Origin of the sequence: Microvirga pudoricolor (assembly GCF_016892705.1) — a bacterium.
GTDB classification, from domain to species: Bacteria; Pseudomonadota; Alphaproteobacteria; order Rhizobiales; family Beijerinckiaceae; genus Microvirga; species Microvirga pudoricolor.
On the sequence record NZ_JAFEMB010000005.1, the window covers coordinates 69,317 to 89,915 of the forward strand.

General features: G+C 63.6%; 22 protein-coding genes. 12 read left to right on the plus strand and 10 right to left on the minus strand.

Annotated features, from left to right (window positions below):
- Positions 1-8 precede the first annotated feature (8 nt).
- Both ILT42_RS16365 and ILT42_RS16370 read right to left on the minus strand, forming a co-directional pair.
- A complete protein-coding gene (locus ILT42_RS16365) occupies positions 9-245 on the minus strand; it encodes a ribbon-helix-helix domain-containing protein (RefSeq protein ID WP_204216773.1) in 237 nt (78 codons plus the stop codon).
- Positions 246-301: 56 nt separating this feature from the next.
- A complete protein-coding gene (locus tag ILT42_RS16370) occupies positions 302-2,041 on the minus strand; it encodes a recombinase family protein (RefSeq protein WP_204216774.1) in 1,740 nt (579 codons plus the stop codon).
- Between the two features lie 313 nt (positions 2,042-2,354).
- Here ILT42_RS16370 and ILT42_RS16375 point away from each other — a divergent pair, with 313 nt between their 5' ends.
- Positions 2,355-2,714 carry a hypothetical protein gene (locus ILT42_RS16375; protein ID WP_204216775.1) on the plus strand — a complete coding sequence of 120 codons (360 nt, stop codon included), beginning with the start codon at positions 2,355-2,357 and terminating at the stop codon, positions 2,712-2,714.
- Positions 2,715-2,814: 100 nt separating this feature from the next.
- Positions 2,815-3,009 (plus strand): hypothetical protein, encoded by a 195-nt coding sequence (locus ILT42_RS16380; RefSeq protein ID WP_204216776.1) that lies wholly within the window; start codon positions 2,815-2,817, stop codon positions 3,007-3,009.
- Between the two features lie 5 nt (positions 3,010-3,014).
- Here ILT42_RS16380 and ILT42_RS16385 read toward each other — a convergent pair whose 3' ends face one another.
- Complete coding sequence (locus ILT42_RS16385) at positions 3,015-3,224, minus strand: DUF2842 domain-containing protein (protein WP_204216777.1); 210 nt, start codon at positions 3,222-3,224, stop codon at positions 3,015-3,017.
- A 131-nt stretch (positions 3,225-3,355) separates the two neighbouring features.
- On the opposite strand from ILT42_RS16385, the gene ILT42_RS16390 reads away from it, so the two are divergent.
- Positions 3,356-4,417, plus strand: coding sequence for a COX15/CtaA family protein (locus tag ILT42_RS16390; protein WP_204216778.1), 1,062 nt, complete (start codon positions 3,356-3,358; stop codon positions 4,415-4,417).
- Positions 4,418-4,478: 61 nt separating this feature from the next.
- Here ILT42_RS16390 and ILT42_RS16395 read toward each other — a convergent pair whose 3' ends face one another.
- The gene (locus tag ILT42_RS16395; RefSeq protein ID WP_204216780.1) at positions 4,479-4,889 is read right to left on the minus strand and encodes a DUF1236 domain-containing protein; all 411 of its coding nucleotides are present in this window, start codon (positions 4,887-4,889) and stop codon (positions 4,479-4,481) included.
- Positions 4,890-5,301: 412 nt separating this feature from the next.
- On the opposite strand from ILT42_RS16395, the gene ILT42_RS16400 reads away from it, so the two are divergent.
- The 5 genes from ILT42_RS16400 to ILT42_RS16420 all read left to right on the plus strand — a co-directional run bounded on the left by ILT42_RS16400 (position 5,302) and on the right by ILT42_RS16420 (position 10,917).
- Positions 5,302-5,979, plus strand: a complete 678-nt coding sequence (locus ILT42_RS16400) for a ParA family protein (RefSeq protein ID WP_204216781.1) — start codon at positions 5,302-5,304, stop codon at positions 5,977-5,979.
- Between the two features lie 454 nt (positions 5,980-6,433).
- Positions 6,434-7,891 (plus strand): sensor histidine kinase, encoded by a 1,458-nt coding sequence (locus tag ILT42_RS16405; protein WP_204216782.1) that lies wholly within the window; start codon positions 6,434-6,436, stop codon positions 7,889-7,891.
- Positions 7,892-8,228: 337 nt separating this feature from the next.
- Positions 8,229-9,059: an ABC transporter ATP-binding protein gene (locus ILT42_RS16410; RefSeq protein WP_229428730.1), complete on the plus strand. Its 831-nt coding sequence runs from the start codon at positions 8,229-8,231 to the stop codon at positions 9,057-9,059.
- Entirely contained in the window at positions 9,056-9,847 is a 792-nt protein-coding gene (locus ILT42_RS16415; RefSeq protein ID WP_204216784.1) for an ABC transporter permease, read from the plus strand. The genes ILT42_RS16410 and ILT42_RS16415 overlap by 4 nt, the downstream gene beginning before the upstream one ends.
- 47 nt (positions 9,848-9,894) lie before the next feature.
- On the plus strand, positions 9,895-10,917 hold the full coding sequence (locus ILT42_RS16420; RefSeq protein WP_204216785.1) for an ABC transporter substrate-binding protein: 1,023 nt from the start codon (positions 9,895-9,897) through the stop codon (positions 10,915-10,917).
- A gap of 75 nt (positions 10,918-10,992) precedes the next feature.
- On the opposite strand, the gene ILT42_RS16425 is transcribed toward ILT42_RS16420, so the two are convergent.
- Positions 10,993-13,842 carry a Calx-beta domain-containing protein gene (locus tag ILT42_RS16425; RefSeq protein ID WP_204216786.1) on the minus strand — a complete coding sequence of 950 codons (2,850 nt, stop codon included), beginning with the start codon at positions 13,840-13,842 and terminating at the stop codon, positions 10,993-10,995.
- Positions 13,843-14,350: 508 nt separating this feature from the next.
- On the opposite strand from ILT42_RS16425, the gene ILT42_RS16430 reads away from it, so the two are divergent.
- Positions 14,351-14,704, plus strand: a complete 354-nt coding sequence (locus ILT42_RS16430) for a DUF1428 domain-containing protein (RefSeq protein WP_204216787.1) — start codon at positions 14,351-14,353, stop codon at positions 14,702-14,704.
- 90 nt (positions 14,705-14,794) lie between these two features.
- Here ILT42_RS16430 and ILT42_RS16435 read toward each other — a convergent pair whose 3' ends face one another.
- Positions 14,795-15,034 (minus strand): hypothetical protein, encoded by a 240-nt coding sequence (locus ILT42_RS16435; protein WP_204216788.1) that lies wholly within the window; start codon positions 15,032-15,034, stop codon positions 14,795-14,797.
- A gap of 280 nt (positions 15,035-15,314) precedes the next feature.
- Between ILT42_RS16435 and ILT42_RS16440 the strand changes: the two genes are divergently transcribed.
- Entirely contained in the window at positions 15,315-15,524 is a 210-nt protein-coding gene (locus tag ILT42_RS16440; protein WP_204216789.1) for a cold-shock protein, read from the plus strand.
- A gap of 86 nt (positions 15,525-15,610) precedes the next feature.
- Positions 15,611-15,805, plus strand: a complete 195-nt coding sequence (locus ILT42_RS16445) for a hypothetical protein (RefSeq protein ID WP_204216790.1) — start codon at positions 15,611-15,613, stop codon at positions 15,803-15,805.
- Positions 15,806-15,951: 146 nt separating this feature from the next.
- Here the strand turns inward: ILT42_RS16445 and ILT42_RS16450 are convergent, their stop codons facing one another.
- A complete protein-coding gene (locus ILT42_RS16450) occupies positions 15,952-16,149 on the minus strand; it encodes a hypothetical protein (protein ID WP_204216791.1) in 198 nt (65 codons plus the stop codon).
- 314 nt (positions 16,150-16,463) lie between these two features.
- On the opposite strand from ILT42_RS16450, the gene tyrS reads away from it, so the two are divergent.
- Complete coding sequence (gene tyrS, locus ILT42_RS16455) at positions 16,464-17,714, plus strand: tyrosine--tRNA ligase (protein WP_204216792.1); 1,251 nt, start codon at positions 16,464-16,466, stop codon at positions 17,712-17,714.
- Positions 17,715-17,776: 62 nt separating this feature from the next.
- On the opposite strand, the gene ILT42_RS16460 is transcribed toward tyrS, so the two are convergent.
- From ILT42_RS16460 to ILT42_RS16470, 3 genes are all read right to left on the minus strand, one after another.
- A complete protein-coding gene (locus ILT42_RS16460) occupies positions 17,777-19,381 on the minus strand; it encodes a serine hydrolase (RefSeq protein ID WP_204216793.1) in 1,605 nt (534 codons plus the stop codon).
- Between the two features lie 90 nt (positions 19,382-19,471).
- Positions 19,472-20,143, minus strand: a complete 672-nt coding sequence (locus ILT42_RS16465) for a class I SAM-dependent methyltransferase (RefSeq protein WP_204216794.1) — start codon at positions 20,141-20,143, stop codon at positions 19,472-19,474.
- 10 nt (positions 20,144-20,153) lie between these two features.
- Entirely contained in the window at positions 20,154-20,591 is a 438-nt protein-coding gene (locus tag ILT42_RS16470; protein WP_204216795.1) for a pseudoazurin, read from the minus strand.
- Between the last annotated feature and the right edge of the window lie 8 nt (positions 20,592-20,599).

A 20,599-nucleotide genomic window follows, 5' to 3' on the forward strand; every position in this document is an offset into this window, starting at 1 on the left:
TACAGATGTCACTCTTTGCGGTAGGTCTCTAACCCTGCCTTTAAGCGTGCGGAGTCGGACGCCCGCATAGGGTCTCCGACCTTCTCAAAGAGCAAATCGACAGCTTCCTCCATCAGTGCCTGGACAGTCGTCTTCCGCTGGACCGCAAGTTCACGGACCCGCCAATAGGCGTCGTCGTACAGGTAGCTTGTGAAGGCCTTCTTCATGTCGCGCCCGCCACGCTTTGGCTTCTTGTCGTCCGTCATCTGGCAGCCTTGCTGTATGAACTCCTTGCATCATTGCAGGAAGGCAGGGGAGGCGGTCAAGGCTTCAGCTTATTGAAGACTTCAACTCTCAATGGGTCTTCAGAGCTATCACCAGGATCGCGCGTCATGGTTGTAAAGGCTTCGCGGACGACGGTGTCGCCCATGTCCTTCAGGACGTTCACCGACCCGACGTATTGGATGCGACGGGCACGTCCACGCCCCTGGGGGTTGGTCTTCTTGAAGCGGTGAACGATAGCGCCACCCATCAGGACCACATCAAAAACTTCGTTTTCAAAATCGAACCAGACGTAGTCGATGAAGGTCTGGAGAGCCGACGAGAGCTTCGCGCGATACCGATAGAGGTCGTCACCCGTCGCCGTCTCAAGCTCCGCCCGAAACTGGGCGATGACGGCCTCCAGATCGCTTCTGTCATCTTGTTGCGCTTCAAGCTCCGCTTTGGCTTCAGCCAGACCGTCGAGGGATTCCTTCCCCTTGCGGATGTCGGTGACGATCTCCCGGAGGGTTTTGCGGTGGAGGTCCAACAAAGGGTCATCGTCGTCGGTCAGGGAGATTTCCCGCGCCATACGATCCCGACGCTTCTCCAGTTCGCCCAGCTTGAAGGCGACCGCGCCAATTTGCTTCTCACACTCCTTAAGCTCCGCCATGTCTCTGGTGTTCTCAAACACGTCGGAGAGCCGGTATTCAGGGATGTGGTCGAGGATGGCGGCTTCGACTTCGTCGTAATTGAACCTCTCGCCACCAGGGCAGCCGCGCTTTGCCTCAGCATTCGAACAAGCGAAATATCGAAACACTTTGCCATGGTCTGGGCGACCCTTCGCGACCGCCTTCGTGACGATCTTCATCGGGCTCTTACACGCCAAGCACTCCGCCCGGTTGCCCAGGAGGTTCGTCAGGTAGAGGCCTTTTGCTCCCGAGGCGTGTTTCTTCCGAGCCGCCTGGGCGCGAAGCCAAAGGTCTTCGTCAATGACCTTGGGGTAATAGTCGGCAACCTCTTCCCCTACTTTGACCTTCTGCCCATCCTCCACGGCTCCAGGCTGGTGGAAGCCCAACAGGGCACGGTTGGAAAGCAAGTTATAGACGGTGGTCGGATGCCACCCGGCACCCTTCCTCCCTACGACCGTCTTGAACGGTGGCTCCCGACGATCATTGAGCATCCGGGCAATCGTATACGTACCGACGCCTGAGATGGTCAGTTCGAAAATCTCATGGATGACCTTCACCCGCTCCGGGTAGGGCTTGTACTGCCCATCGGTGTCGAGGAAGAGCCATGACGGGCAAATCGCCCCTTTGATTCCATTCTTCCGCCGTCCGACCCAGGAATGTTTGACCCGTTCGGATTTCTTCTCGCTTTCTTCGTTGGCTCGACTCATGATCATCAGCGAGCCCATCAGTTGCATGGGGTCGTTGACGGTGTCCTGGTCATAAATACGGTCGTCCATGATCGTGCCGATTTTGATCCCGGCATTCAGGAGATTGATGAACCAGGGGAGGGCGGTGCCAACCTTTTCACGGGAGAGGCGGTCGAGGGATTCCACCAGCAGCCACGACCCAGGTCTGATCTTCTGGGCGGTCACGTCATCCATGAAGGCCTTCAACTGACCTTCGGTCTTGTTCTTCGAGCGGAAGGCGGAAACGCCCAGGTCGGAGTAGTTCTTCACGATCCGGAGGCGGTTCTTCTGGGCGAAGGTGTCGGAGAGTTCGACCTGTCGCCGATGGGAGTCACCCCGAACCTGACCCTTGGTCGAGTACCGGATGTAGGAGTAGGCGAGCGCCATGTCGTCGGCCTCTGAAACTTGATTTGTCACAATAGCACCATCAAAATGTTTGAGGTGCTTTCCATACACTAAAGAAACCTCTTTCGTAAGACAGAGACGAATCGCCAGGCGGATCTCATCCGCGTCCTCCTGTCCGTTCCCTTGCGCACCGCCGCCGATTGAGAGTTAACAGGTCGTTGACCAAACAGGGCCGCTGCGCGAGCGGCTCGGGCTTTGCCACAATTCGTTCAGCATTCAGAGAGGTTCCATCGCGTATAACGGGACCTGAAGGAGAGGGTGCCCCTCGGGCCCCGGTCTCAAGGTGAAGACAACCATGACGATGACGCGTTTCATTTCCGGCACTGCCGCCGCTCTCGCACTTGCCGGCGGCCTCGCTGCCGCCCATCCGGCCGAGGCGCGGGATCGCCTGTCACCCGGCGCAGCCGCCGCAATCGGCGTTCTCGGCGGCCTTGCGGTCGGCGGCGCCATCGCTGCGTCCCAACCTCCCGCCTATTACCCGCCGGCCCCGGTCTACGCGCCGCCGCCACCGCCGCCAGTCGTTTACGAGTCCGCGCCTGTCTACTACGCGCCTCCTCCGCGCCCGGTTTACGTGGAGCGTTGCTTCACCGAGCGCTATAGCGAATGGGTGCCCGGTTGGGGCTGGGAGCCCCGCCGCCGGGAAGTCTGCCGCTAGGATCGATTGGGCCCGCTCTCGCGGGCCTTTTCATGCCGGTGGGGCAACCGGCACCCCGGCCCGGCGTTGTCCCGCAGCACGCCTATGCCGGGAGCCCGCCATGACCGCACCGAAAACCAGTGACGCCCTGCCGGACGAGCCCAAGCTCAATCCGGGCGACGAGGCTGAACCCGGCTCGCCGGGTTCCGGGGAAAACATCTGTTCCGAGTGCCAGGGATCGGGGAAGATCGGGGCCGTCGAATGCCCGATCTGCGGCGGCACCGGCATCGTGATCACGGGGATTGGAGGGGGGTAGGGCCTCTAGGCCTTGTCGGGCTTTTCCATCCACCGGATCAGCGGCATCACGGGCAGGACCCAGATCAACCCCAAGACGATGTAGACGATCGTCTGCATCAGCGTGCCCGCATCCCGTACGCGGCCCTCCGCGATGGCCATCGCCATCAGTGCGTAAACGCAGATGAAGGCCACGAGGACCACGGCTCCGACAAATTTCCGGGTGCGCTTGCGCATTCCTGTATCCTCGATCCTGCTGACGGGCCCCGGCCGCTGCGGCAATGGCAGGCGTTGCACCCTTTCCTTCGTGCCTCTATGTGACAGGGCCTATCCGGCGTTCAAGCCCCAATCAGCACGTGAGAGTGAGCATGGCTGTCGCAGCCGTCGCAAACGGTGTCAGGGCGGATCCCATCCGTCCGGCATCCCAGTCAACCGCCGTCCGAACCTGGCTCTATGTCCTGGCCGCCCTGGTGGTCGCCATGGTGGCCGTCGGCGGCGCCACCCGACTGACGGGCTCCGGCCTATCCATCACGGAGTGGAGGCCTGTGACGGGTGCGCTGCCGCCCTTGTCCGAGCAGGCTTGGCTTGCGGAATTCGAGAAATACCGTCAGATCCCGCAATATGAGCTGCTCAACAAGGGCATGACCCTGTCGGAGTTCAAATTCATCTACGGCTGGGAATGGAGCCACCGACAACTCGGGCGCCTGATGGGCTTGGTGTTCTTCCTCCCGCTGGTGTGGTTCTGGGTTCGCGGCGCGATCAATCATCGGCTCGCCCTGACTTTGCTTGGCATTGGCGCTCTCGGCGGCCTTCAGGGCGCCATCGGCTGGATCATGGTGGCGTCGGGCCTTCAGCCGGGCATGACGGCCGTCGCACCGATCAAGTTGACCTTGCACCTGACCACCGCAAGCGTGATCTACGCCTGCCTCCTCTGGGTAGCGGCCGGTCTCGGGCGTGAAAAAGCGGGTGGCGCTCCGAGGGTTGCTCCTGCCATGCTTCTCGGGCTGGTGTTCCTGCAAATCGCGCTCGGCGGCCTCGTGGCTGGGTCCAAGGCCGGTTATACTTACAATACATGGCCTTTGATGGACGGCGCTCTGGTTCCTCCCGCGTCCGCATTGTTCGTCGTAAAGCCCTGGATCGAGAATTTCGTCGACAACGTAGCCCTGGTTCAATTCAACCACCGCCTGGTGGCCTACGCCATCGTTGCCTTCACGCTCTGGCACGCGTTGAGTCTGAAAACCTCCCGGCCTGCCACGAAGGCCTCCAGGCGGGCCACAGCGCTCGCGGGCCTTACGCTGTTCCAGATGGGTCTCGGAATCGTCACGCTCGTCCTCGTCGTACCGCTCTGGGCAGGCCTTGCCCACCAAGTCTTCGCCATGGCCGTCCTGGGAATGGCCGTCGTCCACCTGCGCCTAAGCCTGTTGGAATAGGGCAGGCGTGAACGCAAAAAGGCGGCCCTAGGGCCGCCTTTCCTGCGAGTGATCGCAAGCGTTACTGAATGATCTGGACGATGCGGCGGGTGCGGGGCTCGACCAGGACGGGCGTGTCGTTCACCACGGTGTAACGGTACTCGGTCGAACCGTACTCGGCGGGCACATCGTAGTAGGTCACGCCCTGGTTCGGCAGCACGGCGCCGACACGAACCGACTCACTGTAGCGGTAGGACGGCACGCCCTGAGTCACTACGTACTGACGGAACTGGGGCTGCTGCTGACCGGCGATGCCGCCCACGATGGCGCCCGTGACGCCACCAACGGCCGCACCGATCGGGCCGCCCACGATGGCGCCGCCGACGGCGCCCGTCGCGGCACCGGCGGCCGCGCCGCCATTGGACTGGGCGAAGGCTGCGGCCGGAGCCATCAGGGCAACAAAAGCACCAGCGAGAAGAATTTTCTTGGACATCGTTCGTCTCCAATTGTCGATCGAAACATCCAACGGCTAACCTTCAAACGGGTTCCTAATTCTTATTTTCGTCTCTGCATCACGGATTATTACGGAATAAATACATCATGACGCCTGAGAAGAAGGGGACCTTGGGCACATACGTCGAGTGGATCGCGCACTCTGGAACGGCCAAGCTTTGGGGAGCCTGACCGCGTGAGACCGACTGGAGAGTTCCCACGCCGGGGGGGGGCATTCAGAGAAAAAGCGCTGTGCTGTCCTGTCGAATGCAGAGCCTTTTGGTGGAAATTCCTGTTTTTTCAAGGAACGCAAATTGTAGTCTTCCGAAATTACCTGCTAGAACGGCAACACTGTTAGAGAATCACCCTCCGGCAACCGCATCGGAGTGGCGAAAAGAGTCAGGAGTTCAGGGATGAATGTGCTGGTCTTTGCTTCACGGAAGGGCGGTGCGGGCAAGAGCACGCTTGCGGCGCATCTGGCGACCTATATCGCCGAGCACTCCAACTCCACCCTCCTCATCGACGGAGACCCGCAGGGGTCGCTCAGCCTCTGGCACCGCCTGAGAGGCGAGGAGCAGCCAGCCCTGAAAACCAGCACCCGCAGCCTGGGCCAGACCCTCGAGAGGGCCGAGCGGGATGGCGTGGAATGGGTCATCATCGACACGCCGCCCGACGCCTCGCCTCCCGTCGCCGAGGCTATCCGCCACGCGACCCTCGTGGTGATCCCTATGCGTCCCGGCTTGTTCGATCTCGCAGCTGTGCGGGAGACCATCCAGATCGCCCGCGATCTCGGCAAGCCTTACGCGGTGGTGATCAACGCCGCCCCGGCCAGGCGCGGCCGGCAGGACGATGCGGTTGTGGCCGATGCCCGAGGGGCCCTCAATGGTCTCAAGGCGCCCGTCTGGTCCGGCCAGATCACCCACCGGCCAGAGATGACCCTGTCCCTGTCCTATGGCGAAGGCGTGAAGGAGTACGGCGCTCGTTCCGTCGGCGCCGAGGAAATCCGCCAACTCTGGTTGGCGCTGACCCGCACGGTGGATGCCGTGCAGGCTGCTTACAGACGGCCGGGAACCCGACGCGTCGACGCCTGAGCGATTGAGCCCGGCCCCGCCGGGCTTTTTCGTATCCGGGCCTCGCGTTGGCGCCAGCTTACCCGCGCTTGTAACGGATGCCTTGCAATCGTTACCTTCGTCGCGTCCTCCGCATTTCGCCCGCCGGTTCAGAACGCTGTACAGTCGTTCCGGCCACGGTTCGACACGAAAGATACGTTGAAAGTTTCGTTATCCAGTTTCGACCATCGACTGAGATATTTTTTGCGGCTGTTGAGCTTGAGCCGCACCTGGTTGTCGTTTAGGCATGTTTTTCAAGCAGGCGTTGAATAACAAGGTGGCCTGAATACACATTTTGACCGATGCACCCGAAATATAAACAGTGCTAGGGTGCCACTTGGCGTAAGGGCATGGGGCAGTTTTACAAGTGAGCGAAAAGCGTGCATCGCTCAATTCTTTCAATCAAAAGTCGCAGTGGCCCATTGGCGACAGCGTCATGGCGGGGCTCATCCGTGACATGGATTGGTCTGCCACGCCCCTCGGGCCCATGGACGAATGGCCCCAATCGCTGAAGACTACCGTCGACATCATGTTGGCCAATGTCTTTCCCATGTGCATCGCTTATGGCCCCGAGCACATAGCGATCTACAACGACGGTTACATGCGGCTTTTCGGCGACCGACACCCAAGTGTCCTCGGCCGCCGGACGTCTGAGATTTTTCCCGAGATTTGGCATCACATCGTGGCGATCTACGAGCGCATCTATGCGGGCGAGAATCGGATCGATCAGGACCATTCCTTCTCCACCACCGAGATGCATCTCGACAACCGCCCCATCTACACGACCACGCTATCACCCCTGCGGGACGAGACCGGCGCAGTGTGCGGGGTCCACGCGGTCACGGTCGAGACGATCGAGTGGGTGCGCATCAGCCATATCAAGCAGCGCGCCGACAGTATCGTGCGCGAGAAGGAAGCGCGCTTCGGCGCGGTGACGGAGCTTGTCCCCAGCCTCATGTGGAGCAGCGATCCAGACGGGCGCGTCAACTGGTTCAATCAACGCTATCTCACCTACACGAGCCAGTCTCTCGAAGACGCCCTGGAGCGTGGGTGGATGTGGCCCGTGCATCCGGACGACAAAGAGGATTCGACCGGAGAATACCGGAAGGCCTTCGAGACGGGACAGGTTTTCAATGTCGAGGAGCGGCTTCGGAAGGGGAGTGACGGATCCTACCGTTGGTTTCTCTGCCGCACGGAGCCGCTCCGGGACGACGAAGGACGGATCGTGCAGTGGTTCGGCTCCGCCACGGACATTCACGATCTCCGCCAGGCCCAGGAGCACGAACGTCTCCTCGCCGCGGAGCTGCAGCACCGGGTGCGGAACACCCTCGCGGTCACCCGGTCCATCGCGAAACGAACTGCGGAGAGAAGCCGGACCATCGAGGACTTCACCCGGCATTTCGACGGCCGCCTGAATGCGTTCGCCCGCACGCAAGCTGTCGTGACCCGAGACCCGACGTCCGGCGTGGACCTGGAATACATCGTGTCGGACGAGCTGAGGGCTCATGGCGGGCGGCGCGGCGGCAATGTGCGTATCGAAGGCCCAAAGCTGCGCCTGCGTTCAAAGCCCGCCGAAACCTTTGGGCTCGCCATCCACGAACTGGCCACCAATGCCGTGAAATATGGGGCCCTCTCGTCTCCGGACGGGGAGATCGACATCCGGTGGCGCTTGAGGAACCAGGAAGGCGTCTCGTATCTGCGGTTCGGCTGGATCGAGAGCGGGCTCCGGCTGGATCCCAGCCGGCCCGTGCAGCGCGGATTCGGATTGGACATGCTGGAACGAAGCCTCGCCTACGAGTTCCAGGCGGTCACGATCCTGTCCCTCGAAAGGACGGGCCTCCACTACCATGTGGATCTGCCGCTCACGGACCAGGTGGTCGGAGCGGACGTCTGATGGCCCTGCCGGTTGGTTTCGATGACGAAATGATTACACGTCGATCTCCCCGGAAACTGCACTGATTGTAGAATTCTCAAGTCCTTTTTATCGCCTCCGGCAGCCCGTGGTTGGATGGCTTCGCTTCGATCGAAATCAGGCCGCCACAAGCTGGCGGATATTGAGCCACGACGTCAGATCCGCAGGAATTCGGCGCTCGGCCAACTCCAGCACAAAGCGCCCGCCCGGACCCTAACCGGAGGCGTCGGGGGCAACCTTGGAACAACTTGCCATGGGGGTTTGAGGCTTTACCTTGGCCCGGAGCGCCGTCGACAGGCGCGGGAAACGCCGGACCCTCATGCCCGCCGACCAGAGCGCCCCTGCCGTCTTGCTTCGCAACGTCGCCATCACCTTCGGGGCCGGTTCCGAGGTTTACACGGCCGTGCGCGCCATCGACCTCGAGGCGCGACCAGGGGAATTCATCGCCATCGTGGGACCCACCGGCTGCGGGAAGTCGACCCTGCTCAACGCTTCGGCCGGCCTGCTCAAGCCGTCGGAGGGCCAGGTCGCGATCTTCGGCGAGCCTCTCCCGGGGCTGAACAAGCGGGCGGGCTATCTCTTCCAGCAGGACGCGCTCATGCCCTGGAAGACGGCGCTCCAGAATGTCGCCGTCGCCCTGGAGCCCCAGGGGGTGTCGCGAGGGGAGGCCGAGACCAGGTCCCGCGCCTGGCTGCGCCGGGTCGGGCTCGCAGCCTTCGTCGACCGCTATCCGCACATGCTCTCGGGCGGGCAGCGCAAGCGGGTGGCCCTGGCGCAAATGTTGATCCGGGACCCGGAAATCCTGCTCATGGACGAGCCTTTCGGGCCCTTGGATGCTCAAACCCGCCAGATCATGGGGAATCTGCTCCTCGATCTGTGGGCTGCGAACCGCAAGGCGGTGCTCTTCGTCACCCATGACCTCGAGGAGGCGATCGCGCTCGCGGATCGTGTCGTGGTCATGTCGGCGGGCCCGGCGGCGCGCATCATCGGCGAGTTTCCCGTGAGCCTGCCGCGCCCGCGGGACATCGCGGAGGTGCGCCTGGAGCCGGCCTTCCATCACATTCACAAGGAGATCTGGGCCAGCCTGCGCACGGAGGTCCAGAAGGCCTATGCCCAGGGCGAGTTCGATGCGGGGGAGGGCGCAGCATGAGACGGGCGAGGCTTCTCCTGCTCCAGATCGCGGTCGGGCTCGCGTTCCTGCTGATCTGGCATGTGCTCACGGTCTATCCGATCCTGGCCCCCACGCGACAGGCGCAGTTCTTCTTCTCGACCCCGCTCGATGTTCTGGCCCGCGTCTGGAAAGAATTCGCCTCGGGCGAGATCTGGCGCCATCTCGGCATCACGCTTCTGGAGACCGTCCTGGCCTTCGCGTTCGGGGCCGCGGGCGGCATCCTGTTCGGGTTCCTCTTCGCTCGGCGCGAGTTGCTGGCGGCCGTGTTCGACCCCTACATCAAGGCCGCCAATGCCCTGCCCCGCGTGGTCCTGGCGCCGATCTTCGCACTCTGGTTCGGCCTCGGCATCTGGTCGAAGGTCGCGCTGGGCTTTACACTCGTGTTCTTCATCGTGTTCTTCAACGTCTATCAGGGCGTGCGCGAGGTGAGCCCTGTGGTGCTTTCCAACGCCCGCATGCTCGGCATGAACGAGCGCCAACTCCTGCGGCATGTTTACTGGCCGTCGGCGCTCACCTGGATGTTCTCCTCCCTGCACACCTCCGTGGGCTTCGCCCTCGTGGGAGCGGTGGTGGGTGAATATCTCGGCTCCTCCGCCGGGCTCGGCTACAAGATCCACGAGGCCGAGAGCGTTTTCGACGTCACGGGCGTGTTCGCCGGGATGGTGATCCTGTCCGTCTTCGTGATCCTCATCGACCTGGCCGTGACCCTGATCGAGCGGAGGCTCCTGGTCTGGCGTCCCGGTCCATCGACAAACGGACAGGCCTGAGCGATCCTTCCCTTCGAAAAACATCACACCGGAACAGGGAGATGACCATGGAACGCCGCACATTTCTGATTGGAACGGGCGCCGCCGCGCTGGCCGCCGGGCTGGCGCCGGGCGCGCTGGCGCAGGCCAAGCCAGAGAAGACCAAGGTGACCCTGGGCGTCGGCGGCAAGCCGCTTCTCTACTATCTCCCGCTGACCATCGCGGAGCGGAAGGGCTTCTTCAAGGAGCAGGGGCTCGACGTGGAGATCAACGATTTCGGCGGCGGCGCGAAGTCGCTGCAAGCCTTGATCGGCGGCTCCGTGGATGTCGTGACGGGCGCTTACGAACATACCATCCGCATGCAGGCCAAGGGCCAGGACGTGCGGGCCATCACGGAACTCGGCCGCTTCCCGGCGATCGTGCTCGCCGTGCGCAAGGACAAGGCGAACCAGATCAAGTCCGCGGCCGATTTCAAGGGCGCCAAGATCGGCGTGACGGCGCCTGGCTCCTCCACGGCCCTCACCGCTCAATACGCCATGGTCAAGGCGGGCCTGAAGCCGACGGACGCGGCCATCATCGGTGTCGGCGGCGGCGCGGGCGGCGTGGCCGCCATGCAGAAGGGCGAGATCGACGTGATTTCGCATCTCGATCCCGTCATCTCGAAGCTCGAGGCCGATGGCGACATCGTGGTGCTGGTGGACACCCGCACGGAAGCGGGCACCCGCGCTCTCTTCGGTGGCTCGAACCCGGCCGCGACCCTCTACACCAAGAAGGACTTCATCGACGCCAATCCGGTCACCACGCAGCTGCTCGTCAACGCCTTCATGAAGACCCTGAAATGGCTCGACGGCGCCAAGCCCGAGGATGTGGCCGAGGTCGTGCCGCCGGAATACCACCTCGGCGACAAGGCGCTCTACATCAAGTCCGTCCAGAACTCGCTGGAGAGCTTCTCGCGCACGGGCATCGTGCCGCCGGAGGGGATGACGAGCGTGATGGATATGCTCAAGACCCTCGATCCCGAACTGAAGGACGCCAAGGTCGATCTCGCGGCCACCTTCGACGACCGCTTCGTGAAGAAGGCCGCGAGCTAGGTCTCGGCGCGCGGCCGCCTTCTCCTTACGACTTGGCCCTCCCCCGCGCGGGGGAGGGCGCCACCGTACTGCCCGTCAGATCACCCACTCGAACGTCCCCGAGGGCCGCCCGACGCCTTGGAAGCCGAACACGACTTCTTGGCCGGGCGAGATCGTGCTGTTCCAGCCCACGTTGTGGACCATGAAGGTGTCGCCCTCGGAGCTCACGACCTCGGCGTTCCAGATATTAGTGATGGCGCTCGAGGACTTGAATGCCAGGGTCCAGGCGTCGACGGCCGACGTACCGGTGTTCTTGACCGCGACGTTCGCCGTATAGCCCGTGCCCCAATCATTTGTGACCGTTGTCGTTGCCTGAAGCTTGGCGCCCGTCGGGGTGGTGGGCGTCGTCGGCGTCGTAGGATTGGTGGGCGTCGTTGGGACGGCGCCGTCGTCGTTGAGGATCGTTGCGGTCGCCGTGGCCTTGGACAGTGTCGCGCCCGATGCGTTCGACAGCGCGATCTGGAAGGTCTCGTTGGCCTCCGCCCGCGCATCGCCCACGACCTTCACCACGACCGTCTTCGACGTCTCACCCGGCGCGAAGGTGAGGGTGCCGGAGAACGGCGTGAAGTCGCTCGCATCCGCCGTGCCCGCGACGCTCTGGTAGGCCACCGTGACAGCCTCGGCGGACGCCGCCGAAAGGGTCACGGTGAAGACCGCGTTGGTGACGCCGTCCACGGTGCTGCCGCCGGTTCCGCCCTCGCCGAAATCGAACATGAGCGGCTGCAGCTGCGTGACCTTGTTCTGCAGTACGGTGCTCCAGTCGTCCGCCAGGATGCCGCCGGTATCGCCCGAATTCGGGTTCCACGACCACCACGTCCAGCCGATTCCCTCCTTGCCCGACGCGATGTCGACCGTGCCGTTGGCGTCGAAGTCGCCCGACAGGTAGGACTTGATTTTCGACAACCACGCCACGTCCTTGGGATCCGTCAGGCGGCTGCCGAACTCGCCGAGATAGACCGGCGCGATGTTGTTCTTGTAGATGTAGCCCCACATCTGGTCGAATTTGGCCGTCAGGTTGTTGGGGAAGGCCGGGTCGTTGAACCACGGTTGGCCGTAGATCGAGTTCGGATAGTCGTGGGCGGAGTACACGAGCTTGTCGCCCACGTTGAGCTGGATCGGCCGATCCTTCACGCCCATGAGATTGCCGCCCCACCAATAGTAATTGCCCTGGTAGGACTCGATGCCCTCCACGAAAATGAGCCAATTGGGGTTGGATGCGAGGATCGCATTGCCGGCGCGCTCGGCCGCCGCCGCCCAGTCGGTGGATCCGCCTCCGCCCCAGGTGGCCGGGCCGTGGGGCTCGTTGTGGAGATCGGCGCCGATCACCGCATCGTTGCCGGCATAGCGCGCCGCCAGCATCTTCCAGTTGTCGATCCATTTCTGCTCGGTATAGGCTCCCTCGTACCACAGGCCGTTGCCATTGGCGCCAGCGCCTGCCGCGGAGCGATGATGATCGAGGATGATCTTCATGCCGAGCGCGTCCGCCTGGGCAACGATCTTGTCCATGATCTGGAGGCCCGTGAGGTTGGCCAGGTCGGGGTTCTTGTTGAAGTCGATCCCGTTGGGCCGGCTGCCGGCCTCGAAGAGCTGGTCGGAGAAGGGCAGGCGGATGGTGTTGAAGCCCAGATCGGACATCTGGGTCATCATCTCCTTGTAGTTGCGCACGTTGAGGCCGTCCGGCGAGTACCGGTTGGACTCCATCCCGAACCAGTTCACGCCCGCGATCTTCACCGCGTTGCCGGACGCGTCCAGGATCTGGTTGCCCTGCGTGCGGAAGAACCCGTCGCCGGCGCCTGAACCCGGCGTGCCGGGCACGAAGACGGGGTTGCCTTCCTGGACGGAGATGTCCGCCACGCTGATGGTCGGACGGGCCGGGGCCGCGTCGTCGTTCAGGATCGTCCCGACCCCCTGGGCTTTCGAGATCGTCGCCCCGGACGCCCCGGAGAGGTTGAACGTGAAGGTCTCGTCGGCTTCGAACAGGCTGTCGCCGATCACGGATACCGCCACGGTCTTCGTCGTCTCGCCGGGTGCGAAGGTTACCGTCCCGGTCTTGGCGGTGTAGTCGGATCCGGCCGTGGCGGTGCCGTTGGCCGTGGCGTAGTTGACGCTGACGGTAGACGCTGCCGCAGCCGACAGGGACACGGTGAACAGCGCGTCCTTGGTGCCGCTCTGCCCCTCCGTGACGCTCACGTTCGAAACGCTCAGCGTTCCGGCCGGGGCGGCCGTATCGTCGTTGACGATGGTGGCCACGCCCTGGGCGTCCGCCAGCGTCGCCTTGGTGGGGGAGGACAGGTTCAGCGAGAAGGTCTCGTTCGCCTCGACGGCTGTGTCGCCCTGCACGAGGATGGCGACGGTCTTGCTGGTTTCGCCCGGCGCGAAGGTTAGGGTCCCGGCCTTGGCGATGTAGTCCGATCCTGCCTTGGCGGTGCCGTCGGCGGACGCGTAGGCCACGGTCACGGTCTCCGTGGAGGCCTTGGACAGCGATACCGTGAACACGGCTTCCTTCGTGCCGGAATTTCCTTCCGTCAGGCTTACGTCCGAGACCGCAATGGCAGGGGGTGTCGGAGCGGGAGTTCCGCCGATGGCCGTCCCGTTGACGGCGTAGCCGGTGGGTTGGGGAACGCTGCCGGTATTGTTCGCCTGGAACCCGAAGGACACGGTCCCGTTGGCCGCCACGCCGGCATTGTAGGCCAGGTTCTTCACCACGTAATGATTGCCCACGTGGCTGACGATCTGCGCGTTCCAGACGTTGGTGATCTCGAATGGCGCGTCGAACTCCACGGTCCAACCGTTCAGGGCCGTCGGATTCGCATTGGTGAGGGCGATCGAGCCGACGAAACCGGAATTCCAGCTGCTCCCAACGCTGAAGCTGACGTTATAAGACATAGACCCACCCATCGACATTAAACGAAGTTGCTTGCGTCACCTGACGCTGCAATCAGGTTGCAGATCCGCGCATATTAGGGCGAATTTAAGCCTAGAATAGCCTGTTTTATTGTGTTTCCGTGCATTTTTATTTCGCACAATTCGCAATTGCTGCCCCTGGAGAAATGTGCAGTCCAAGATTATTGGAGGCTCCAGTAGAGATTTCGATTATGCTTAAGATTTGTAGTTAAGTTGTTAAAAGACATAATGTTTTATCCAATTGAAACGTCTCAGTATAGTGCCGAGATGCTCAAGGGTTCCTGAGCCGTCTCAGGTCCCTTTCAGGTCTTGCGACAATCTTTTGTTAAAATGCTATCCATCATCATGGGCCTTCGGAGTCCGGTCGGTGCCGAGCCCGGTAGCCTGCCTCTGTCGGCGTTCAGCCCGGGCTTGCGGGATCGCCGGCGGTTTGTCGGCTAGGGCGGGGCTCGAACGTCCTGTAGAACGACAAGCTCACTGGAGATGCCCGATGTCCTATGTCGACGGATTCATCTTGGCCGTGCCGAAGGAAAAGCTCGATGACTATAAGCGCATCGCAACCGAGGCCGGCGAGGTTTGGAAGGAACACGGCGCCCTCGCCTATGTGGAGTGTTATGGCGACGACGTCCCCTACGGCGAACTGACGTCATTTCCCCGCGCGGTTCTGGCGAAGGAGGACGAAATCACGGTCTTCTCGTGGATCGTCTACGAGTCCCGCGAGGCGCGCGACGCCATCAATGCGAAGGTGATGGCGGATCCCCGCATCAAGATGGACATGGACAGCATGCCCTTCGACGGCAAGCGCATGATCTATGGCGGGTTCCGGCCGTTCGTGGAACTCTGAACCGGAACGCGGTTCCGCCGCTTCCGATCAAGCTCCGGCTTCAATGAAGGGCGCCGCGTTGGCTATAGGGTTCGGACCCGCTTCGGCCGATCAGCACCCGTTGCAAATGCCGCGGGTGATGCCCCGTGTCTTGGCATCCCAGGCGCGCTGCTGTGCGTCGCTCTTGCGACGGGCCTCGTCGCCTAGGGCCCGAGATTCGGCCTCCGTCAGCTGCCGCGCCGGCACGGCCTCCTTGCCGGATGCCGCGCGGTCCTTGACGGACGCGGGCTGAGCGGCGAGGGGAGACGAGACGAGGAGAGCGAGCGTGATCGCGATCATTCCGGCGCGCATGACAGATCCTAACGGAGCGATCCAGAAAGCTCCGGATTCACCATAGGCACAGGGGGCGCCGGCCGCCAACGAAATTGATAGGTAAACTAAAACTTGCCTTAAGGTCCAAAAAGGCATAATCCTAATATATCGACTTTTGGCCAGATACCTGTGCCGTTTCGCCTTCGTATAACCAGGCGCACGTTCAGAGCTTTCCGAAAATTCGACTAATCCGGGGTAAGGGATGTGCTTCTGCGCGCCCTGAGCTCCGGCGCACCTATACCTACCGAGGATGTTTCTCATGGAAACCGGCACCGTCAAATTCTACAACTCCCAGAAGGGTTACGGATTCATCCAGCCTGACAACGGCAGCAAGGACGTTTTCGTCCACGCCACCGCTCTCGAGCGCGCTGGCATTCGCGGTCTCGTCGAGGGACAGAAGGTCTCTTTCGAGACCGAGGAAGACCGCCGCTCCGGCAAGGTCGCCGTCAGCACGATCCAGACGGACTGATCATGCCGCTCGGCCGAACAGGCCGCAGCGAACCCGAAGCCGCTCCCACGGGGGCGGCTTTTCCGTTTCTAGCGAGGAGGACAAAGATGTCCCACAAATTCGCGGTGAGGCAGCTCGTGCGCCTCAAACAGCCCAGCATCTCCGACAAGCGCGTCACCGGTGGAAGCACCTATGAGGTGGTCCGGCTGATGCCGGAGGACCAGACCGGCGAACCCGCCTACCGCATCAGATCCGGCGACAGCGAACGCGCGGTGCGCGAGAGCGAGATCGCCTCGGCGTGAACGAGGAGCCGCGGCCGACGATTTACGCCCTGAGCTCACCGATTTAGGCCGGATCCTGGCCGCAGATTCTCTCGAAGAATTGAAAAGGCAGCCCCGCCGTTTCCCGGCCGGGCTGCCTCTCGGGGGCCTTCAGGGGCCCAAATGACTTATTCGGCGTCCTGCGCCGATGGGTTCTCGGACGGTTCGGCCTTCTCCGCGGTTCGCTTGGACGCGGGCTTCCAACGGTTGTTGGCCGGGGTCTTCTTGACGGTTTCTGGCATTGGCCGGCGCTCGAAGATGAGCTGAGCGCGTGCGACGATATCGGTCACGCCCTGCGCGGTGCCGGTCGGAAGTGTCTTGACCACATGGTCTCCAATGCTGTGCCCAAAAAAGTTTGGGCGTCCATCCTAGCACGTTAGGCGAATATTTACACTTTCGGCGGCTGAGCGGCCGTGGAGGCTTCGAACCGCCGTGCATTGACGGGTCAGGCCGGAACCCGTACAAACGGCCCATGATCACCGGTCGCCACACTTTCGTGAGTTATTTTACGCCGTCCCCATAGGGCGGCTCCGTTCGGTTGCGACCAGACGTTCGATGCCGCCGCATTCCGGCGGCATTGTCTTTTGGTGATCAGGTCTCCGGGTTGCGGCTTTCCAGCCAAGCCTGAAGGAGACCCCAGATGACGATCCCCACATCCGACTTCCTGAGAACGCTCACGGAACGCGGCTTCATTCACCAATCCACGGACCTGGGCGGGCTCGATGCGGCGATGTCGGGCGGACCGGTCGCGGCCTATATCGGGTTCGATGCGACGGCGGACAGCCTGCATACCGGGCACCTGGTGCAGATCATGGCGCTGCGCTGGCTTCAGCGCGCAGGGCACAAGCCCATCGTGCTGATCGGCGGCGGTACGACCCAGATCGGCGATCCCAGCTTCCGCGACACGAGCCGACCACTCCTGGGCGACGAGCAGATCGCCCGCAACGTCGAGGGGCTCAAGCGGGCCTTCTCGCGCTACCTCGCGTTCGGCGACGGGCCGACCGATGCCGTGATGGTGAACAACGCCGCATGGCTCGACCCGCTGCGCTTCCTGCCTTTCCTGCGCGATTTCGGTACGCACTTCACCGTCAACCGCATGCTGGGCTTCGACAGCGTCCGCCAGCGCCTCGAGAGGGAGCAGCCGCTCACGCTCCTGGAGTTCAACTACATGGTGCTCCAGGCCTTCGATTTCCTGGAGCTCTCCCGCCGCCACGGCGCCGTCCTGCAGATGGGAGGCTCGGACCAATGGGGCAACATCGTCAACGGCATCGACCTCGCCCGCCGCACCGACGGACGGCAGCTCTTTGGCCTGACGACACCGCTGCTCACCACGTCGTCGGGCGCCAAGATGGGCAAGACGGCGCGCGGAGCCGTGTGGCTGAATGCCGAGCGCCTGAGCCCCTACGAGTTCTGGCAGTTCTGGCGCAACACGGAGGATGACGACGTCGCCCGCTTCCTTCGGCTCTTCACCGAACTGCCCATGGACGAGGTCCGCCGACTCGGGCGGCTGCAGGGGGCGGGCCTCAACGAGGCCAAGGAGGCCCTCGCCACGGAGGCGACGCGCCTCGCCCATGGCGGGGAGGCCGCCGCGACCGCAGCCGCCACGGCGCGCCGCACCTTCGCGGACGGCGAGACGGGCGAAGGCCTCCCGAGCATCCTCGTCGCGCCGGACGAATTCGGTGACGGCGTGCCGGTCGCGACCCTGCTGCACAGGGCCGGGCTCGTGGCCTCGCGCGGGGAAGGTCGCCGTCTCATCAAGGGCGGCGGAGCGAGGCTCAACGGCGAGACCGTGGCCGATGAGGGCGCCTTGGCGGCCCTGGCGGACCTGAAGGCGGGCTCGCTGACCCTCAGCGCCGGCCGCAAGCGCCACGCCGTGGTGCGCATCGCGTAGGAGCCGGGCAACCAGACGGGAGACGAAGCGCGACAGCGCGCGTCCCCCGTCAAGGCCGCCTCCTATTCGCGGCCGAACGTATAGGCCTGCCCGTCATCCATGGAGAGCCGGAAGGTGTCGAGCTTCCCCTGGCCGTCGATCTGGAACTGCACGAAGGCGTTCGGTGCGGGGCCCAGGTTCTCCGCCATGGCCGCGTAAGGGCCGAGCGGGACGATCCGCACCGTGAACACGTCGCCATTCCAAGGATCGAGCCGGAGCTTCGCACCCGTGGCTGCGAGCTCCATCGTCAGTCCTTCGCCCTCCACGGCGAGGGAAACCTTGCCGAAGCTCGGGTTCGCGTAGGTCCCCGCGAGCGGCGCGAGGGGCGGGAAGGGGCGCGGGTCGGCGGGCTTGGCGAACAGCGCATCGGACGCCTGGACACCTGCCTTAGCCCGCGCGAGACCATTCGCGACGTGATCGACCCGCGCATTGCCGAGGACGCGGTCGAGCACCCAGAGTCCGATGGCATCCGGGAAACCCACATTGGTCTCGTTGGTGAGAACCACGATGCCGAGGTCGCGGTTCGGCAGGAGGCCCACATAGGACCCGAAGGACGGCGTGCCGCCGTTGTGCCAGACGATGGTGCCGCCGGGCGTCTGCTGCACCACCCAGCCGAAGGCATAGGAGAGCTGTTCCGTCATGGCGATCTTCGGCGTGTGCGTGAAAGTGAGGCTCTCCGTCGACAGGAGGCGTTTACCGTCCAGGGCGCCCCGTCCCAACTGCAGCCGCAGCCAGCGCGACATATCCTCGACGGTGGAGTTGATGTCCCCGGCACCTCCGAAATCGTACGGGAAGAGCCGGGTGAACGGCACTTGCACCGTGCCGTTCGGGGTCCAGCGGTGGCCGCCCGCATGGTTGGGGGCCGCCTCGATGGCCTTCGCGCTGTGGGACGTATCCGCCATTCCCAGCGGCTGGAGGAGTTCGGCCTGTAGGACCGCGTTCCAGTCCGGAGCATTTGCGGCCGTGGCGACGATGCGGCCGGCGAGCAGGTGGGTGATGTTGGTGTACGAGAACGTGGACCGGAAGCTCGAAGTCGGCTCCACGTGGCGCAGGGAGCGGATCATCCCGGCCTCGTCGATGCCGAGGATGCCAAGGGTGTCGTTCACGTCGGCGGGAAGACCGGACCGCTGCGCCAGGAGGTCGAAGACGCGGAACTCCCGCGTGACCCACGGGTCCTTCATCTGGAAATCGGGATGGAGGTCCACGACGCGGTCGTCCCAGGCGAAGCGCTTGCGGTCGACCATGATCCCCAAGGTGGCGGCCAGAAAGGCTTTGGTGGCGGACCCGATCTGGAACACGGTCTTCGTGTCCACGGGGTCGCTCCCGCCCTTGGCGCGAATGCCGAACCCCTTGGCGTAGACCAGTTTGTCCCCGGCCACGATGCCGATGGCGAGGCCCGGAGAATCATAGGCCTTCATGCCGCTGGCGATGTAGGCCTCGATTTCGGGCACGAGGGCCTGGACCTGCGCGTCGCTCACTGGCCTCGGCCCGGCATCCTGCGCCAGAGCCGGATCGGTCAGAGGCGCGGCGAGCGCCGCCCAGGACAGCACCAGGCCTCCGATCGCCCACGCCTCGCGGCGTGCTATTGCTCTGACGCCCGATACGATCTCCCTGACAAGTCCCAGCATGGCAAGACCCCCCAAGCCGGCGCTCCGGCTGGCCGATTCCTAGCACGGAACGTCAGCGCGCACGACGGTGGGGCCGATGACCCTTCGAGGTCAGCCCGCTGGCTTGGTCGCGGTCAGAAGGAAGAAGGGGATCTCGCCGTAGGCATCGTAAGGATTCACGGAGAACAGACCGTGCCACGGCTTCGGGTCGAGGAAGCCCGCATCGCGCAGCAAGGCGCGGGCATCGGCCTCCGTCAGCCCATTATAGAAGGGCAACTCCACCCCGAAGATCTCGACCGCCTCGCGCTCCTGTCCAGGTTTGCGCCACATGCCGTCCGAGACGAGCAGCGTTCCGCCGGGACGCAGGATTCTCCACGCCAGCGCGAGGGCGGCGCATGGGTTCTCCAGGGTCCAGAGCACGTTGCGCAACGTGACGGCGTCGGCGCTCGCCTCGGCCAGTCCGGCCTCGTCCATGGTGGCCTTCACGAACCGGACCGACAGCCCGCGCTCCGCAGCACTTGCCCGCGCATGGGCCAGCATCCCCTCCGACCCGTCGATGGCGGTGACGCGGTGGCCGAGTTCGGCCGCGATCAGCGCGCAGGCACCGGTGCCGGCGCCGAGATCCACCACGTCCAGGCTCCGCTCTCCCAGGGCGGCTGCCAGCACCCGCTTCCATTCCGCCCGGTGGCGGATGTGGGAGGCCGCGCCATCGAAACGATGGGCGCGGGCAGACCAATGGTCAGCCATGGCTTGTGCGGTCTTCGGCGCGACGAGCGGCATCATCTTTCCTCGTTCAGCGGGCATTGGCGCGGGACAGGATCTCGGAGAAGCGCCGAGCCGGTCCCCTCGGAAGACCGCCGGGTATCCGAGCCTCGTCGACCGGAGCTTTCCCGACCTGGATCAGCATCACCATGCCCATGTCGTAGTGAGGCGAGCACTTGATGCCGTAGAGGCCGGGCACCGTGAAGGTGACTTCGATCTCCTGATTGATCTGTCCTTTGAAAGGTTTGGCGCCGTCCGGCAGGAAGCCGTCGACGGTGGCGGCGTTGTGCCCTCGCTGGGTTGCCAGGAACTTCACCGTGTCGCCGGGCTCGATCGACAGGTGATCGGGCTCGTAGAGCATCGAGCCGCGCTCGCTGCCGTTGAGCATGCGCACCTCGTAAGTCTCGGCGCGTACGCCGTGCGCCGGGAGGATGAGCCATAGGGCAAGGATCTGGGTGGGAAGCCGCATGGAGGAAC

What these genes read in the sequence shown, in the direction of transcription:
- ILT42_RS16365 (WP_204216773.1), bottom strand. Translation starts at nt 245, where the DNA reads ATGACGGACGACAAGAAGCCAAAGCGTGGCGGGCGCGACATGAAGAAG.
- ILT42_RS16370 (WP_204216774.1), bottom strand. Translation starts at nt 2,041, where the DNA reads ATGGCGCTCGCCTACTCCTACATCCGGTACTCGACCAAGGGTCAGGTT.
- ILT42_RS16375 (WP_204216775.1), top strand. Translation starts at nt 2,355, where the DNA reads ATGACGATGACGCGTTTCATTTCCGGCACTGCCGCCGCTCTCGCACTT.
- ILT42_RS16380 (WP_204216776.1), top strand. Translation starts at nt 2,815, where the DNA reads ATGACCGCACCGAAAACCAGTGACGCCCTGCCGGACGAGCCCAAGCTC.
- ILT42_RS16385 (WP_204216777.1), bottom strand. Translation starts at nt 3,224, where the DNA reads ATGCGCAAGCGCACCCGGAAATTTGTCGGAGCCGTGGTCCTCGTGGCC.
- ILT42_RS16390 (WP_204216778.1), top strand. Translation starts at nt 3,356, where the DNA reads ATGGCTGTCGCAGCCGTCGCAAACGGTGTCAGGGCGGATCCCATCCGT.
- ILT42_RS16395 (WP_204216780.1), bottom strand. Translation starts at nt 4,889, where the DNA reads ATGTCCAAGAAAATTCTTCTCGCTGGTGCTTTTGTTGCCCTGATGGCT.
- ILT42_RS16400 (WP_204216781.1), top strand. Translation starts at nt 5,302, where the DNA reads ATGAATGTGCTGGTCTTTGCTTCACGGAAGGGCGGTGCGGGCAAGAGC.
- ILT42_RS16405 (WP_204216782.1), top strand. Translation starts at nt 6,434, where the DNA reads ATGGCGGGGCTCATCCGTGACATGGATTGGTCTGCCACGCCCCTCGGG.
- ILT42_RS16410 (WP_229428730.1), top strand. Translation starts at nt 8,229, where the DNA reads ATGCCCGCCGACCAGAGCGCCCCTGCCGTCTTGCTTCGCAACGTCGCC.
- ILT42_RS16415 (WP_204216784.1), top strand. Translation starts at nt 9,056, where the DNA reads ATGAGACGGGCGAGGCTTCTCCTGCTCCAGATCGCGGTCGGGCTCGCG.
- ILT42_RS16420 (WP_204216785.1), top strand. Translation starts at nt 9,895, where the DNA reads ATGGAACGCCGCACATTTCTGATTGGAACGGGCGCCGCCGCGCTGGCC.
- ILT42_RS16425 (WP_204216786.1), bottom strand. Translation starts at nt 13,842, where the DNA reads ATGTCTTATAACGTCAGCTTCAGCGTTGGGAGCAGCTGGAATTCCGGT.
- ILT42_RS16430 (WP_204216787.1), top strand. Translation starts at nt 14,351, where the DNA reads ATGTCCTATGTCGACGGATTCATCTTGGCCGTGCCGAAGGAAAAGCTC.
- ILT42_RS16435 (WP_204216788.1), bottom strand. Translation starts at nt 15,034, where the DNA reads ATGCGCGCCGGAATGATCGCGATCACGCTCGCTCTCCTCGTCTCGTCT.
- ILT42_RS16440 (WP_204216789.1), top strand. Translation starts at nt 15,315, where the DNA reads ATGGAAACCGGCACCGTCAAATTCTACAACTCCCAGAAGGGTTACGGA.
- ILT42_RS16445 (WP_204216790.1), top strand. Translation starts at nt 15,611, where the DNA reads ATGTCCCACAAATTCGCGGTGAGGCAGCTCGTGCGCCTCAAACAGCCC.
- tyrS (WP_204216792.1), top strand. Translation starts at nt 16,464, where the DNA reads ATGACGATCCCCACATCCGACTTCCTGAGAACGCTCACGGAACGCGGC.
- ILT42_RS16460 (WP_204216793.1), bottom strand. Translation starts at nt 19,381, where the DNA reads ATGCTGGGACTTGTCAGGGAGATCGTATCGGGCGTCAGAGCAATAGCA.
- ILT42_RS16465 (WP_204216794.1), bottom strand. Translation starts at nt 20,143, where the DNA reads ATGATGCCGCTCGTCGCGCCGAAGACCGCACAAGCCATGGCTGACCAT.
- ILT42_RS16470 (WP_204216795.1), bottom strand. Translation starts at nt 20,591, where the DNA reads ATGCGGCTTCCCACCCAGATCCTTGCCCTATGGCTCATCCTCCCGGCG.